The organism is Melaminivora jejuensis (genome assembly GCF_017811175.1).
Classification (GTDB): domain Bacteria; phylum Pseudomonadota; class Gammaproteobacteria; order Burkholderiales; family Burkholderiaceae_C; genus Melaminivora; species Melaminivora jejuensis.
In genome coordinates, this window is the sequence record NZ_JACWIJ010000002.1 from 1,055,935 (window position 1) to 1,070,884 (window position 14,950).

General features: G+C 67.4%; 13 protein-coding genes. 6 read left to right on the top strand and 7 right to left on the bottom strand.

All coding sequences use genetic code 11. The features are described from left to right. Nucleotides 1-55 precede the first annotated feature (55 nt). From IDM45_RS05140 to IDM45_RS05165, 6 genes are read left to right on the top strand one after another with little or no spacing between them, the layout of a single operon-like run. Complete coding sequence (locus IDM45_RS05140) at nt 56-412, top strand: hypothetical protein (RefSeq protein WP_209421905.1); 357 nt, start codon at nt 56-58, stop codon at nt 410-412. Beyond that, nucleotides 409-822 (top strand): type II toxin-antitoxin system VapC family toxin, encoded by a 414-nt coding sequence (locus IDM45_RS05145; RefSeq protein WP_209421906.1) that lies wholly within the window; start codon nt 409-411, stop codon nt 820-822. The genes IDM45_RS05140 and IDM45_RS05145 overlap by 4 nt, the downstream gene beginning before the upstream one ends. A 6-nt stretch (nt 823-828) precedes the next feature. Further along, a complete protein-coding gene (meaB, locus tag IDM45_RS05150) occupies nt 829-1,860 on the top strand; it encodes a methylmalonyl Co-A mutase-associated GTPase MeaB (protein ID WP_209421907.1) in 1,032 nt (343 codons plus the stop codon). Between the two features lie 58 nt (nt 1,861-1,918). Then, a complete protein-coding gene (locus IDM45_RS05155) occupies nt 1,919-3,451 on the top strand; it encodes an acyl-CoA carboxylase subunit beta (protein WP_209421908.1) in 1,533 nt (510 codons plus the stop codon). A 33-nt stretch (nt 3,452-3,484) separates the two neighbouring features. Next, complete coding sequence (locus tag IDM45_RS05160; RefSeq protein WP_209421909.1) at nt 3,485-5,533, top strand: acetyl-CoA carboxylase biotin carboxylase subunit; 2,049 nt, start codon at nt 3,485-3,487, stop codon at nt 5,531-5,533. A 57-nt stretch (nt 5,534-5,590) separates the two neighbouring features. Next, complete coding sequence (locus tag IDM45_RS05165; protein WP_209421910.1) at nt 5,591-6,067, top strand: VOC family protein; 477 nt, start codon at nt 5,591-5,593, stop codon at nt 6,065-6,067. Between the two features lie 60 nt (nt 6,068-6,127). On the opposite strand, the gene IDM45_RS05170 is transcribed toward IDM45_RS05165, so the two are convergent. The 7 genes from IDM45_RS05170 to gabT form a co-directional block, all read right to left on the bottom strand. Then, entirely contained in the window at nt 6,128-7,375 is a 1,248-nt protein-coding gene (locus IDM45_RS05170; protein ID WP_209421911.1) for a CaiB/BaiF CoA transferase family protein, read from the bottom strand. A gap of 93 nt (nt 7,376-7,468) precedes the next feature. Next, complete coding sequence (locus IDM45_RS05175; protein ID WP_209421912.1) at nt 7,469-8,962, bottom strand: NAD-dependent succinate-semialdehyde dehydrogenase; 1,494 nt, start codon at nt 8,960-8,962, stop codon at nt 7,469-7,471. Nucleotides 8,963-9,036: 74 nt separating this feature from the next. Further along, a complete protein-coding gene (locus tag IDM45_RS05180) occupies nt 9,037-9,852 on the bottom strand; it encodes an ABC transporter permease (protein WP_209421913.1) in 816 nt (271 codons plus the stop codon). 19 nt (nt 9,853-9,871) lie between these two features. Then, nucleotides 9,872-11,131: an ABC transporter permease gene (locus IDM45_RS05185; RefSeq protein ID WP_209421914.1), complete on the bottom strand. Its 1,260-nt coding sequence runs from the start codon at nt 11,129-11,131 to the stop codon at nt 9,872-9,874. A gap of 30 nt (nt 11,132-11,161) precedes the next feature. Beyond that, nucleotides 11,162-12,211, bottom strand: a complete 1,050-nt coding sequence (locus IDM45_RS05190) for an ABC transporter substrate-binding protein (protein WP_209421915.1) — start codon at nt 12,209-12,211, stop codon at nt 11,162-11,164. Between the two features lie 72 nt (nt 12,212-12,283). Beyond that, nucleotides 12,284-13,360, bottom strand: coding sequence for an ABC transporter ATP-binding protein (locus tag IDM45_RS05195; RefSeq protein WP_209421916.1), 1,077 nt, complete (start codon nt 13,358-13,360; stop codon nt 12,284-12,286). Nucleotides 13,361-13,441: 81 nt separating this feature from the next. Then, the gene (gene gabT / locus IDM45_RS05200; RefSeq protein WP_209421917.1) at nt 13,442-14,743 is read right to left on the bottom strand and encodes a 4-aminobutyrate--2-oxoglutarate transaminase; all 1,302 of its coding nucleotides are present in this window, start codon (nt 14,741-14,743) and stop codon (nt 13,442-13,444) included. Nucleotides 14,744-14,950: the final 207 nt, after the last annotated feature.

Genomic DNA, 14,950 nt, shown 5'->3' on the forward strand with positions numbered 1-14,950 from the left:
AATACTGTATTGCAGTATTTCAACCCAGGAGAACATCATGGCTGTCTCTGTTCGCATGGATCCCCTGCTGGAAAAGGAGCTGGAGCAAGCTGCGCGTCGCCAGGGCGTGAGCAAATCGCAATTCATCATTGCTGCGGTGGAGCGCGCCCTGGGGCGCAAAGACCCGGCGCAGCTATACCAGCAGGTAATGGGCAAGGCCGAGGAGGCCGCACAACCCCGCTTCACGGATGCAGCGCACGCGCGCGGATCGGATGAGGGCATGGCAACCGATGCTGCGAACAGCACCAGCATTCGCTTGCGTGAAAAATTGCGCGCACGACATCAGGCGCAGTCCCGCGACTGGCAGGCCTACCAGGAAGCGCGCAAGAGAGGCGTTGCCTGGGTGCCGGACGATGAGGAAGGCGCTGCGTGAACATCGCCCTGCTCGATGCCGGCCCGCTGATTGCACTGTTTGATCAGCAGGATTTGGCCCATGACCACTACAGCCATCTGTTGACGACAGAAACCTCAGGCTGGCACCTGACCACCACCTGGCCTTGCCTGGTGGAAGCCTCTCATTTCCTGCTGCCCGCCGCTCGCTGGAAGATGTTCGACTGGGTGGCCATGGGAGGTGTCTCGGTGTTTCCCTTCGATCCCGGACATCTGGAAGACATGCTGACCCTGATGCGCCGCTACACCGACAGACGCAGCGAAATGGATTTCGCCGATGCCTCTCTGGTGTGGGCGGCAACAGAGACCGGGATCACGCAGATCTGGACTATCGACGTGCGTGATTTTTATCGCTACCGCCTGCCCGATGGGCGTGCTTTTGAGATTCTGTGATCCGGCATGAGCCATCCTCCCTTGCTCGAACCACTGCTGCATGGCTCGCCTCCAGAGCGCCGCCGCGCCATGGCCAAGGCCATCACCCTGCTCGAATCGACCCGCGCCGACCACCGTGCGCAGGCCGACGAGCTGCTCACGGCGCTGCTGCCGCACACGGGCCGTGCGCTGCGGCTGGGCATCAGCGGCGTGCCCGGTGTGGGCAAATCCACCTTCATCGAAGCGCTCGGGCTGCACCTGATCCGCGAACATGGCCTGAAGGTGGCGGTGCTGGCCATCGACCCCTCATCCACCGTCTCGGGCGGCTCCATCCTGGGCGACAAGACGCGCATGGAGCAGCTGTCCAACCAGCAGGACGCCTACATCCGCCCCAGTCCCAGCGGCGGCACCCTGGGCGGCGTGGCAGAAAAAACCCGCGAGGCCATGCTGGTGTGCGAGGCGGCCGGCTACGACGTGGTCATCGTCGAGACCGTGGGCGTGGGCCAGAGTGAGATCGCGGTGCATGGCATGACGGACATGTTTTGCGTGCTGCAACTGCCCAACGCCGGCGACGACCTGCAGGCCATCAAGAAGGGCGTCATGGAGCTGGCCGACCTGGTCGTCATCAACAAGGCCGACATCGACCCGCACGCCGCCATGCGCGCGCAGGCGCAGATCACGTCGAGCCTGCGCCTGCTGGCCATGCACGGCAACCCCGATCACGACTGGAAGGCCGGCCTGGTCTGGCGGCCCAAGGTCATCACGCTCAGCGCGCTCAAGAGCGAGGGCGTGGACGAGTTCTGGGCCGTAGTCAGCGAATTCCGCGCCATGCAGACAGGCAATGGCCGCTTGGCCGCGCGGCGCGAGCGCCAGGCCCTGGCCTGGATGTGGGAGCGCATCGACTTCGGCCTGAAGGCCGCGTTTCGCCAGCATCCGCAAGTGCAGGCGCTGCTGCCGCAACTGCAGCAGGACGTGGCCACAGGGCGCATTGCCGCCAGCACTGCAGCACGAAATCTGCTTGCAGCCCAATCAGGACAAGCGCTGACAGCTATCGATTGAATAGCTAATACCGACAATTTCCAACCAATCCCCGGTTCAACACAAGGACGAACTCCACATGCAAAGCATCCTCGATCAACTGGAGCAAAAGCGCGAGCTTGCCCGCCTGGGCGGTGGACAAAAGCGCATAGCCGCGCAGCACAAGAAAGGCAAGCTGACGGCGCGCGAGCGCATCGAGCTGCTGCTCGATGACGGCACCTTCGAGGAATGGGATATGTTCGTCGAGCACCGCTGCGCCGATTTCGGCATGCAGGGCAACAAGATTCCGGGCGACGGCGTGGTCACGGGCTACGGCATGATCAATGGCCGCCTAGTCTTCGTCTTCAGCCAGGACTTCACTGTGTTCGGCGGCGCGCTGTCGGAGGCCCATGCCGAGAAGATCTGCAAAGTCATGGATCAGGCCATGAAGGTCGGCGCGCCGGTCATCGGCCTGAACGACTCGGGCGGCGCGCGCATCCAGGAGGGCGTGGCCAGTCTGGGCGGCTACGCCGAGGTGTTCCAGCGCAACGTCATGGCCTCGGGCGTCATCCCGCAGATCAGCATGATCATGGGCCCGTGCGCCGGCGGCGCGGTCTATTCGCCGGCCATGACCGACTTCATCTTCATGGTCAAGGATTCGAGCTACATGTTCGTGACCGGCCCCGAGGTGGTCAAGACCGTGACGCACGAGGAAGTCACGGCTGAAGAGCTCGGCGGCGCCATCACCCACACCACCAAGAGCGGCGTGGCCGACATGGCGTTCGAGAACGACGTGGAGGCGCTGCTCATGCTGCGCCGCCTGTACAACTACCTGCCGCTGAACAACCGCGAAAAGCCCCCCGTGCGCCCGAGCAAGGATCCGGCCGACCGCGCCGACCTGAGCCTGGACACCCTGGTGCCGGCGAATCCCAACCAGCCCTACGACATGAAGGAGCTGATCCAGAAAACCGTGGACGACGGCGACTTCTTCGAGCTGCAGCCCGACTACGCCAAGAACATCCTCATTGGCCTGGCGCGCATGGAAGGGCAGACCGTGGGCATCGTCGCCAACCAGCCGCTGGTGCTGGCCGGCTGTCTGGACATCCGCTCCAGCATCAAGGCGGCGCGCTTCGTGCGCTTTTGCGATGCCTTCAACATCCCCGTGGTCACCTTCGTCGATGTGCCCGGCTTCATGCCCGGCACGGCGCAGGAGTACGGCGGCATCATCCGCCACGGCGCCAAGCTGCTGTATGCGTATGCCGAATGCACCGTGCCCAAGATCACCGTCATCACCCGCAAGGCCTATGGCGGCGCGTATGACGTGATGAGCTCCAAGCACCTGCGCGGCGACGTGAACCTGGCCTGGCCCAACGCCGAGATCGCCGTGATGGGCGCCAAGGGCGCAGTGGAAATCATCTTCCGCGAGGACAAGAACGACCCGGTCAAGCTCGCCGCCCGCGAGGCCGAATACAAGGAGCGCTTCGCCAACCCCTTCGTCGCCGGCGCGCGCGGCTACATCGACGACGTGATCCTGCCGCACGAGACCAGAAAGCGCATCTGCCGCAGCCTGGTCATGCTGCGCGAAAAGAAGCTGGAAAACCCGTGGCGCAAGCACGGGAACATCCCGCTGTAACTACAAGAACAAGAAACCAGGAGTTCACCAGACATGTTCACCAAAATCCTGATTGCCAACCGCGGCGAGATCGCCTGCCGCGTCATCGCCACGGCCAAGAAAATGGGCATCGCCACCGTGGCGGTGTATTCCGACGCTGACGCCGCCGCGCGCCATGTCAAGCTGGCCGACGAGGCCGTACACATCGGCGCCGCGCCCAGCCGCGAGTCCTATCTGCAGGCCGACCGCATCATTGCCGCGGCCAAGCAGACCGGCGCGCAGGCCATCCACCCGGGCTACGGCTTTCTGTCGGAAAACGAGGCCTTCGCCAAGCGCGTGGAAGAAGAAGGCCTGGTCTTCATCGGCCCCAAGCACTACGCGATCGCCGCCATGGGCGACAAGATCGCCTCCAAGAAGCTGGCGCAGCAAGCCGGCGTGAGCTGCATCCCCGGCTACAACGAGCCTATTGCCACACCCGAGCAGGCCGTGGAGATCGCCCGTGGCATTGGCTACCCCGTGATGATCAAGGCCAGCGCCGGCGGCGGCGGCAAGGGCCTGCGCGTGGCTTTCAACGACAAGGAAGCGCACGAGGGCTTTGCCAGCTGCCAGAGCGAGGCGCGCAACAGCTTCGGCGATGACCGTGTGTTCATCGAGAAATTCGTGCAGGAGCCGCGCCACATCGAGATCCAGGTGCTGGGCGACGCGCATGGCAACGTGATCTACCTGAACGAGCGCGAGTGCTCCATCCAGCGCCGGCACCAGAAGGTGATCGAAGAAGCCCCGTCGCCCTTCATCAGCGACACCACCCGCCGCGCCATGGGCGAGCAGGCCGTGGCCTTGGCCAAGGCGGTGAAGTACCAGAGCGCCGGCACGGTGGAGTTCGTGGTCGGCAAGGATCAGGACTTCTACTTCCTGGAGATGAACACCCGGCTGCAGGTCGAGCACCCGGTGACCGAGTGCATCACCGGCCTGGATCTGGTCGAGCTGATGATCCGCGTGGCCGCCGGCGAGAAGCTGCCGCTGGCGCAGCAGGACGTCAAGCGCGACGGCTGGGCCATCGAGTGCCGCATCAACGCCGAAGACCCCTTCCGCAACTTCCTGCCCTCCACGGGCCGGCTGGTGCGCTTTGCCCCGCCCGAGCAGAACCTGTTCCAGGGCGAGACCGATGGGCGCTACGGCGTGCGCGTGGACACCGGCGTCTATGAGGGCGGCGAGATCCCCATGTTCTACGACTCGATGATTGCCAAGCTCATCGTGCATGGCCAGGATCGCGACGACGCCATTGCCAAGATGCGCGCCGCGCTCAATGGCTTCGTGATCCGGGGCATCAGCAGCAACATCCCGTTCCAGGCGGCGCTGCTGGCACACCCGGATTTCGTCTCGGGCAACTTCAACACCGGCTTCATCGCCGAGCACTATCCGCACGGCTTTGCCGCAGGCGACGTGCAGCACGACGACCCGCCGTTCCTGGTCGCCCTGGCCGCCTACATGCACCGGCGCTACCGGGCGCGTGCCAGCGGCATCAGCGGGCAACTGGCCGGCCACGGCGTGCAGGTCGGCGAGCAGTTTGTCGTCGTTGCCCTGGGCCAGGACGGCGAGCACCAATACCACGACGTCGAGGTGACGGACTACGAGAGCCAGTCCGGCGCCAGCACCGTGCAGGTGGGCGGCAAGAGCTACCGCATCACCAGCAGCGCCCACCTGGGCAGCATCTGCGTGCAGGGCGCGTGCAACGGCCAGGGCTTCACGGCGCAGATCGAGCGCGGCACGCCCAAGAACCCGCTGGTGCTGCGCATCTCGCACAACGGCGCGCAGATCGATGCCATCGTGCTCACCCCGCGCCGCGCCGAGCTGTTCAAGCTCATGCCCTACAAGGCGCCGCCGGATCTGTCCAGGTTCCTGCTCTCGCCCATGCCGGGCCTGCTGGTCGATGTGGCGGTGCAGCCCGGCCAGAAGGTGCAGGCAGGCGAGCGCCTGGCCGTCATCGAGGCGATGAAGATGGAAAACGTCCTGTTCGCCGCGCAGGACGGCGTGGTGGCCAGGATCGCCGCCGACAAGGGCGCTTCGCTGTCGGTCGATCAGGTCATCCTGGAATTTGAATGAAATCCGGCCTCAAGCCTTGCCAGTCAAGCGCTGGCAGCTATCAAAAAGGGAGTTCTCATGACTGACGCAGCATCCGTGCGCCCGTTCCGGGTGCTGGGCATTCAGCAAGTCGCCATCGGCGGCACGGACAAGGGCGCACTGCGCCGCCTCTGGGTGGACATGCTGGGCCTGACGCACACCGGCACCTTCGTGAGCGAGCGCGAGAACGTGGACGAGGACATCCTGGCCGTGGGGCGCGGCGCGCACACGGTCGAGGTGGACATCATGCAGCCGCTGGACATCGAGAAAAAGCCGGCCGTACACGCCACGCCGCTGAACCACATCGGCCTGTGGATCGACGACCTGCCCCGGGCGGTGGAGTGGCTGACCAGCCAGGGCGTGCGTTTTGCTCCGGGCGGCATCCGCCGGGGCGCGGCGGGGCACGACATCACGTTCCTGCACCCCAAGGCCAGCGAGGAATTCCCGATCGCCGGCGAGGGCGTGCTGGTCGAGCTGGTGCAGGCGCCGCCGGAGGTGATTGCGGCGCTGGGCTGAATCTGGCGGCTCCCTCTCCCGCGTGCGGGAGAGGGTTGGGGTGAGGGCGGTTTTTGCTCGTCAAACCACCCCGCGCGCGCGCAGTTCGGCCAGGCGCGCCTCATCCACCCCCCACTCGCGCAGCACCTCGTCCGTGTGCTGCCCCAGCGCCGGCGGGGCACGATGCAGCACCGGCGGCGTGGCCGACAGGCGCAGCGGGCTGGCCACGGTGGCGATGCGCTCCACGCCATCGCCCGCATCGCGCGGCAGCTCCACGCGCAGGCCACGGGCGCGCACCTGGGCATCGTCGAAGGCCTGGGCAATGGTGTTGATGGGGCCGCAGGGCACGGCCTTGTCCTCCAGCAGTGCAATCCACTCGGCAGTTGTGCGCGTGCGCGTCACCGCCTCCATGGCAGGGATCAGCGCCTCGCGGTGCCGCACCCGCAGCGTGTTGCTGGCAAAGCGCGCATCCTGCGCCCACTCGGGCTGGCCGGCAGCAGCGCAAAAGCGCGCGAACTGCCCGTCGTTGCCGATGGCCAGCAGCATGGCGCCGTCGCGGGTCGGGAAATCCTGGTAGGGCGCCAGGCTCGGATGCGTGTTGCCCTGCCTGCCGGGCGCCACCCCCGTGGCCAGAAAGCCGGCGGCCTGATTCGCCAGCACCGCCATGCCGACATCGAGCAGCGCCATGTCGATGTGCTGGCCCGCCCCGGTGCGCTCGCGCACGTGCAGCGCCGCCAGGATGGCGTTGCTGGCATACAGCCCGGTGAACAGGTCGATCACCGCCACGCCTACGCGCAGCGGCCCGCCGCCAGGCGCGTCATCGCTGCGGCCGGTGATGCTCATCATGCCGGTCATGGCCTGCACCATGAGGTCGTAGCCGGCGCGCTCGGCATACGGCCCGTCTTGGCCGAAGCCGGTGACCGAGCAGTAGATCAGCCGTGGGTTGAGGGCGCGCAGGCTGTCCCAGTCCAGGCCGTAGCGCGCGAGGCCGCCGACCTTGAAGTTCTCCACCAGCACGTCGCAGTCCTGCGCCATCTGGCGGATGAGCTGCTGGCCGTCCTGCGTGGCCATGTCGATGGTGACCGAGCGCTTGTTGCGGTTGCAGGCGGTGAAGTAGCTGGCCTGTTCGGTGTCGCGCCCCTGGGCGTCGCGCACAAAGGGCGGGCCCCAGTGGCGCGTGTCGTCGCCGGCGCCGGGGCGCTCGACCTTGATCACGTCCGCGCCCAGATCGGCCAGCACCTGCGTACACCACGGGCCGGCCAGCACGCGCGAGAGGTCGAGCACCCGGATGCCGGCCAAGGCGGCGGGCCTGGAGGAGATGTCAGTCATGATGAGAATATGGTCAAAATCGGCTCAAACCCTTGCTGGACAAGCGCTGGCAGCTATCAAAACGATGTGCAGCAACAGATCCACCAGCTTGCCTCAGCGGGCGATGTCGCCCACGCACAGGTATTTGAGTTCCACGTAGTCATCCATGCCGTGGTGCGAGCCTTCGCGGCCCAGGCCGGACTGCTTGACGCCGCCAAAGGGCACGTGCTCGGTGGCCAGGATGCCGACGTTGATGCCCACCATGCCGTACTCCAGCGCCTCGCCGACGCGGAAGATGCGGCCCACGTCGCGGCTGTAGAAGTAGCTGGCCAGGCCGAACTCGGTGTTGTTGGCCGCCGCGATGGCCTCGGCCTCGGTCTTGAAGCGAAACACCGGGGCGAACGGGCCGAAGGTCTCCTCGCGCGCGCACAGCATGTCGGGCGTGGCGTCGGCCACCACCGTGGGCTCGTAGAACTGGCCGCTACCCAGGTCTGGCAGCCGTCGCCCGCCGGTGAGCACCCGAGCGCCGCGCGCCAGGGCATCGTCCACATGGCGCTGCACCTTGGCCAGCGCCGCCTCCTCGATCAGCGGCCCCTGGTTGACGCCGTCCTCGAAGCCGTTGCCCACCCGGGCCGTGCGCACCTTGGCGACGAAGCGCTGGACGAATTCCTCATACACCCCGTCCTGCACATAGAAGCGGTTGGAGCACACACAGGTCTGGCCGGCGTTGCGGTACTTGCTGGCAAAGGCGCCCTCCACGGCGCTGTCCAGGTCGGCATCGTCGAAGACGATGAAGGGCGCGTTGCCGCCCAGCTCCAGCGACATCTTCTTGACCGTGGGCGCCGACTGGGCCATCAGGATGCGGCCCACCTCGGTCGAGCCGGTGAAGCTGATGTGGCGCACCGTGGGGCTTTCGCACAGCACCTTGCCGATGGCCACCGACTGCGCAGTGTCGGCGCACAGCATGTTCAGCACCCCGGCAGGGATGCCGGCGCGCTGCGCCAGCTCGGCGGCGGCCAGGGCGGTGAGCGGCGTCAGCTCCGCCGGCTTGATGACCACCGGGCAGCCCGCCGCCAGCGCCGGCGCCACCTTGCGCGTGATCATGGCCAGCGGGAAGTTCCACGGCGTGATGGCCGCGCACACGCCGATCGGCTGGCGCAGCACCAGCAGCCGGCGGTTGTTGTCAAACTGCGGCAGCGTCTCGCCGTTGACGCGCTTGGCCTCCTCGGCATACCACTCGACGAAGCTGGCGCCGTAGGCGACCTCGCCGCGCGCCTCGGCCAGGGGCTTGCCCTGTTCGGCGGTCATGATGCGCGCCAGGTCGTCCTGGTGCGCCATCAGCAGGTCGAACCAGCGGCGCAGCACGATGGAGCGCTCCTTGGCGGTGAGCGCCTTCCAGGCCGGCCAGGCGGCGTGCGCGGCCGCGATGGCGGCCTGCGCATCCTGCGGCCCCAGGTTGGCCACATCGGCCAGGTGCGCGCCCGTGGCCGGGTCGTGGACGGCAAAGCGGCTGGCGCCGCAGACCCATTGGCCATCGATCAGGGCATCGGTCTTGAGCAGCGCCGGGTCGCGAAGCTGGGCCAGGGGACTGGGTTGGGCAGAGGTCATGATGCTATTGAATAAAGAGTGGCTTGCCCTTGCCTGGCAAGGGTTTCAAGGGGTTTTGACTGGAATTGCAGGAGTTATTTGCGCCGTCCGCGCAGCCACTCCAGCGTCATCATCAGCGCTGTGGTGAACAGGGTCAGCAGCGTGGCCACGGCGGCGATGACCGGCGAGATGTTCTCGCGGATGCCGGTGAACATCTGGCGCGGCAGCGTGACCTGCTCCGGCCCGGCCAGGAACAGCGTGACCACCACCTCGTCGAAGGATGCGGCAAATGCAAACAGCGCGCCCGAGATGACGCCCGGCGCAATCACCGGCAACGTGATGCGGAAAAACGTCTGCACCGGCCCGGCGCCCAGGCTCAGGCTGGCCTTGACCAGGTTCTGGTTGAAGCCCTGCAGCGTGGCCAGCACCGTGGTCACGACGAAGGGCGCGCCCAGCGCGGCATGGACGAGCACCAGGCCCAGGTAGCTCTCGCTCAGGCCGATGCGGGCAAAGAACAGGTAGGTGCTGACGGCCACCACTACGATGGGCACGACCATGGGCGAGATCAGCAGGGCGCTGAGCAGGCCCTTGCCGGCGAACTGCGTGCGCGCCAGGCCCATGGCTGCCAGCGTGCCCAGCGTGGTGGCCAGGAGCGTGGCCAGCGGCGCCACGATGAAGCTGTTGCGCGCCGCGCGCGCCCACTCGGGCGAGGCGAACAGCTCGCGGTACCACTGCAGCGACCAACCCGGCAGCGGATAGGCCAGGAAGGAGCCGCTGGAAAACGACAGCGGCACGATCACGAAGATGGGCAGCAGCAGAAACAGCAGCACGCCGATGCCGAAGGCGCGCAGGCCCAGCCAGCCGAGCTTGTCGGCCAGCGTGTAGTGGGCGGGAAAGCGGGAGGGTCTCATGGCGGTGTCTTGCGTGAATTCAGCCCATGCCCAGCTCGGCCTTGCCGAACTTGCGATAGACGGCGTACAGCGCCAGCGTGGTCACCAGCAGCACCGAGCCCAGCGCCGCCGCCATGCCCCAGTTGACTTCTACGTTGGTGTATTGGGCAACGTAGTAGCTCAGCATCTGGTCGCTTGGCCCGCCCAGCAGCGCCGGGGTGACGTAGTAGCCGATGGAGGTGATGAACACCAGCAGCCCGCCGGCGGCCACGCCCGGGTAGGTCTGCGGCACATAGACCTTGAAGAAGGCCGCCAGTGGCGTGCTGCCCAGCGAGATGGCGGCGCGCAGGTAGTTGGGCGGCACGGTCTTCATGACGCTGTACAGCGGCAGGATCAGAAAGGGCAGCAGGATATGCACCATGGCGATGACCACGCCCAGGCGGTTGAACAGCAACGCCACCGGCGCTTCGGTCAGGCCCAGGCCCATCAGCGCGCGGTTGAGCAGGCCGTTGTTTTGCAGCAGCACGATCCAGGCGGCGATGCGCACCAGCACCGATGTCCAGAACGGCACCAGCACCAGGATCATCATCAGGTTGGCGCGCCGCTCGGGCAGCAGGCTGAGCCAGTAGGCCAGCGGGTAGCCGAGCAAGATGGCGATCAGCGTCACCGTGGCGCTCATCTCGAAGGTGCGCACCAGGATGTCGCGGAACGCCGCCGCCTCGGCCGGCACGGCGACGATCTCGCCCTGCGAATTGCGCCGCAGGTCGACCGAGGCCAGCAGGTAGTCGGGCGTCCAGCGCGCCGAGTTCTTGGCGATCGCCTGCCAATAGGGCAGTTCGGCCCAGCGCGCATCCAGCTGCAGCAGCTGGTCGCGCACCTGGGCGTCGCTCAGGCCCGGCTCCAGCGGCAGGGCGCGGTAGGTGCCCATGATGAGCGAGCGCGCCCCGCTGACCTCGCTATTGAGGCGGCGCGCCAGCGCTCCGGCCTGCGCCGTCTCGGGCAGACCCGACAGGTCGCGCACCAGCGCGCCGTAGGCGGCCTCGGGCGGGGCGCTGCGCCCGTCCCAGTCGGCCAGCACGCTGCCGGTGGCGCTCAGGGTGCCCGCCACCTCGGGGTTTTCCACGGCGCGGATCATCAGCGCGGCCAGGGGCACGACGAACACGGCCAGCAAAAAAGCCAGCAAGGGCAGCGTGAGCGCGATCGAGCGCAGGCGCCGGCGGCGCTCGCTGGCGCGCAGTTGCTGGCGCAGATCCGCCGGGGCGGCGCGGCCCGGAGGCAGGGTCAGGGTGGTGGCTTGCATGGTCGAAGCGCTGGCGTGGACGGCGCGCGCTTACTGGGCGGCCCAGGCGGCGAAGCGCTTTTCCAGGGCCTCGCCCTGGTCGGCCCAGAAAGCCACGTCAAAGCGCAGCGCATCGCGGCTGTTGGCCGGCGAGGTCGGCAGCAGCGCCTGCGTCTTGGCATCGATCTTGGCCATGGCCTGGGTGTTGGTCGGGCCGTAGGAGATCTGGCGTGCGTACTCGGCCTGCGTGTCGGCACTGCTGGCCAGGGCGATGAACTTCATGGCCGCGTCCTTGTTGGCCACGCCCTTGGGCATGACCCAGAAGTCCAGGTCGTAGATGCCGCCGGCCCAGGTGATCTGCAGGTTCTGGCCCTCGCGCTGCGCGGCGTCGATGCGGCCGCTGAAGGCGCTGGTCATGGCCACGTCGCCGGCCACCAGGAACTGCGGCGGCAGCGCGCCGGCCTCCCACCACTGGATGTGCGGCTTGAGCTCGGTCAGTTTCCTGAAGGCGCGGTCGGCCCCTTCCTTGCTCGACAGCAGCTTGTACACGTCGGCGGCCTTGACGCCATCGGCCATCAGGGCGAACTCCAGGTTGTAGCGCGCGCCCTTGCGCAGGCCGCGCTTGCCGGGGAATTTCTTGACGTCCCAGAAGTCCGCCCAGCCGGTGGGCGCGGTCTTGAGCCGGTCGGCGTTGTAGGCCAGCACGGTAGACCACACGAAGGTGCCCACGCCGCACTCATGCACGGCAGCGGGCAGGAAGTCGGCCTTGTTGCCGATGCGGCTCCAGTCCATGGTCTCGAACAGGCCCTCGTCGCAGCCTCGGCTGATGTCCGGGCCTTCGACCTCGACCACGTCCCAGGTCACCTTCTTGGCCTCGACCATGGCCTTGATGCGCGCCTGCTCGCCGTTGTATTCCACCTGCGTGACCTTGCCGCCCGTGGCTTTCTCGTAGGCATCGAAATAGGCTTTTTTCTGTGCTGCGCCATTGGCGCCGCCGAAATTGACCACGGTAATGGCCTGCTGCGCCAGGGCTGGCAGGGCCAGGGCGGCGGCAGCGGCCAGCAGTGCGGTGCGGGCGGTGCGGGCGGTGGAACGGATCATGGTGATGTCTCCTCGGGGATGGTGTTGTCGTGATGGGGTGAACAAGGGCCGGGCCAGCGCGCTGGCCTGCCGTCAGCGATAGACGCGCATGTGCTGCGCCGGGGCGTGCAGATGCACTTCGTGGCCGGGCCGGGGCAGGGCTTCGTGGCCCAGCGGCAGCTTGACCATGACCTCGGCGTCGCCGGCCATGCGGCAGCGCAGGCGCAGGTGGTCGCCGAAATAGATGATGTCCAGCACCGTGCCGGGCAGGGTGTTGGCGCCGGCGGCGCCGGCCAGGGCGATGCGCTCGGGGCGCACGCAGCACTGCACGGCATCGCCCACGGCGGCGCGGTTGACGTTGATGCCGCGCAGGCGCGCGCCGTCGTCCAGCACCACTTCGCAGTCCTCGCCGTCCAGGGCCTGGATGCGCGCCTTGAGAGCGGCGTTGTCGCCCACGAAGCCGGCCACGAAGCGGTTGACCGGGCGCTCGTAGAGCTGATCGACCGCGTCGATCTGCTGGATGCGCCCGTCGTTGAAGACAGCCACGCGGTCGGACATGGTGAGCGCCTCGGACTGGTCGTGCGTGACATAGACGAAGGTCACCCCGAGGCGCCGGTGCAGCGCCTTGAGTTCGAGCTGCATGTGCTCGCGCAGCTGCTTGTCCAGCGCGCCCAGCGGCTCGTCCATCAGCACCAGCTGCGGGTCGAACACCAGCGCGCGCGCCAGCGCCACGCGCTGCTGCTGGCCGCCCGACATCTGCGCCGGGTAGCGTGCGCCCATGGTGTCCATCTGCACCATCTCCAGCGCCCGGCGCACGCGCGCCTCGCGCTCGGCCTGGGGCAGCTTGCGCACGCGCAGCGGGTAGGCGATGTTCTCGGCCACCGTCATGTGCGGAAAAAGCGCGTAGTTCTGGAACACCATGCCGAAATTTCGCCTGTGCGGCGGCGTGCGCGTGATCGGCACGCCGTCCAGGCTGATCTCGCCGGCGGTGGGCGACTCGAACCCGGCCAGCATCATCAGCGTGGTGGTCTTGCCCGAGCCGGACGGCCCCAGCAGCGACAGGAATTCGCCGCGCTGGATGTCCAGGTTCAGGTCGCGCACCACCAGGCTGGTGCCGTCATAGGTCTTTTGCACCCCTCGGAAGGTGACGAGGGCATCGCTAGCTGTCATGGCAATTCCATCGGTTGTCGTGCGAAACGGCTCAGGCGCCGAACTGTAGAGGCTGCGGGACTGTCCGGCGCCCGCGCGCGCTCAGCCTGCCGCCAGCGCGGCCTGCAGCGACTGCCCGATGATGGCCAGGCCCTCGTCGAGCAGCGCATCGCTGGCCGTGAGCGGCACCAGGATGCGGATGACGTTGCCGTAGGTGCCGCACGACAGCAGGATCAGGCCGCGCTCGGCCGCCTGGGCGCACAGGTTCTTGGCCAGCTGCGCATCGGGGCGGGCCGGATCGCCGTCCTGGCACAGCTCCATGGCCACCATGGCGCCCAAGCCGCGCACCTGGGCGATGCAGGCGTGCTGCTGCGCCAGCTCCTGCAGATTGAGCATCAGGCGCTGGCCCACGTCCTCGGCGCGCTGCAGCAGGTTTTCCTGCTCGAACACGTCCAGCACCGCCAGTGCGGCGGCGCAGGCCAGCGGACTGCCGGCGTAGGTGCCGCCCAGGCCGCCGGGGTTGGGCGCGTCCATGATCTCGGCACGGCCAATGACGGCGGAGATGGGAAAGCCCCCGGCCATGGACTTGGCCATGGTGATCAGATCCGGGGCCACGCCGCTGTGCTCGATGGCAAACCATTTGCCGGTGCGCCCGGCGCCGGTCTGCACCTCGTCGGCGATCAGCACGATGCCATGCTGGTCGCACAGCGCGCGCAGGTGCTGCAGCAGCGCCGCCGGCGCGACGTTGAAGCCGCCCTCGCCCTGCACCGGCTCGATGATGATGGCAGCCACGCGCGTGGGCTCGATGCCGTTCTTGAAGATGCTCTCCAGCGAATCGATGGCGTCCTGCACGCTCACGCCGTGCAGGGCATTGGGAAAGCGCGCATGGAAGATATCCGCCGGGAAGGGACCGAAGCCCGCCTTGTAGGGCACGACCTTGCCGGTCAGGCCCATGGTCATCAGCGTGCGGCCGTGGTAGCCGCCGGTGAAGGCGATGACGCCCGGGCGGCCGGTGTAGGCGCGGGCGATCTTGACGGCGTTTTCCACCGCTTCGGCGCCGGTGGTCAGGAACAGCGCCTTCTTGGCGAAGTCGCCTGGCGCCTTGGCGTTCAGGCGCTCGGCCAGCTCGACATAGCTCTCGTAGGCCAGTACCTGAAAGCAGGTGTGCGTGAAGCGGTCGAGCTGCTCCTTGACCGCCTGCACCACGGCAGGGTGGCGGTGCCCGGTGTTGAGCACGGCGATGCCGCCGGCAAAGTCGATGTAGCGCCGACCGCTCACGTCCCAGATTTCGGCGTTCTCGCCCCGGTCGATGAAGATCTGGTGGGAGTGACCGACACCGCGCGCAATGGCGGCCTCGCGGCGGGCAAACAGGGCGGCGTTGTCGAGATGGGGTTCGCGTTGCATGAGGGGATGTCCTTCCTGGAGGGTGCGCTCGGGCTGTGGGTCGGGCTGTGGGGCCGTGGTCGCGCCACTGTAGGAAGGCCTGGCGGGAACTAACATATACAGTTGCCGCGCTACAGCCAATGCACTGTGCTGCCCGGCCAGCCTGTACAGCAAAACCCTGTCCAGGCAAACCCTGAGCGGGCAAACCCTGGGCATTTGTCGGGCCAG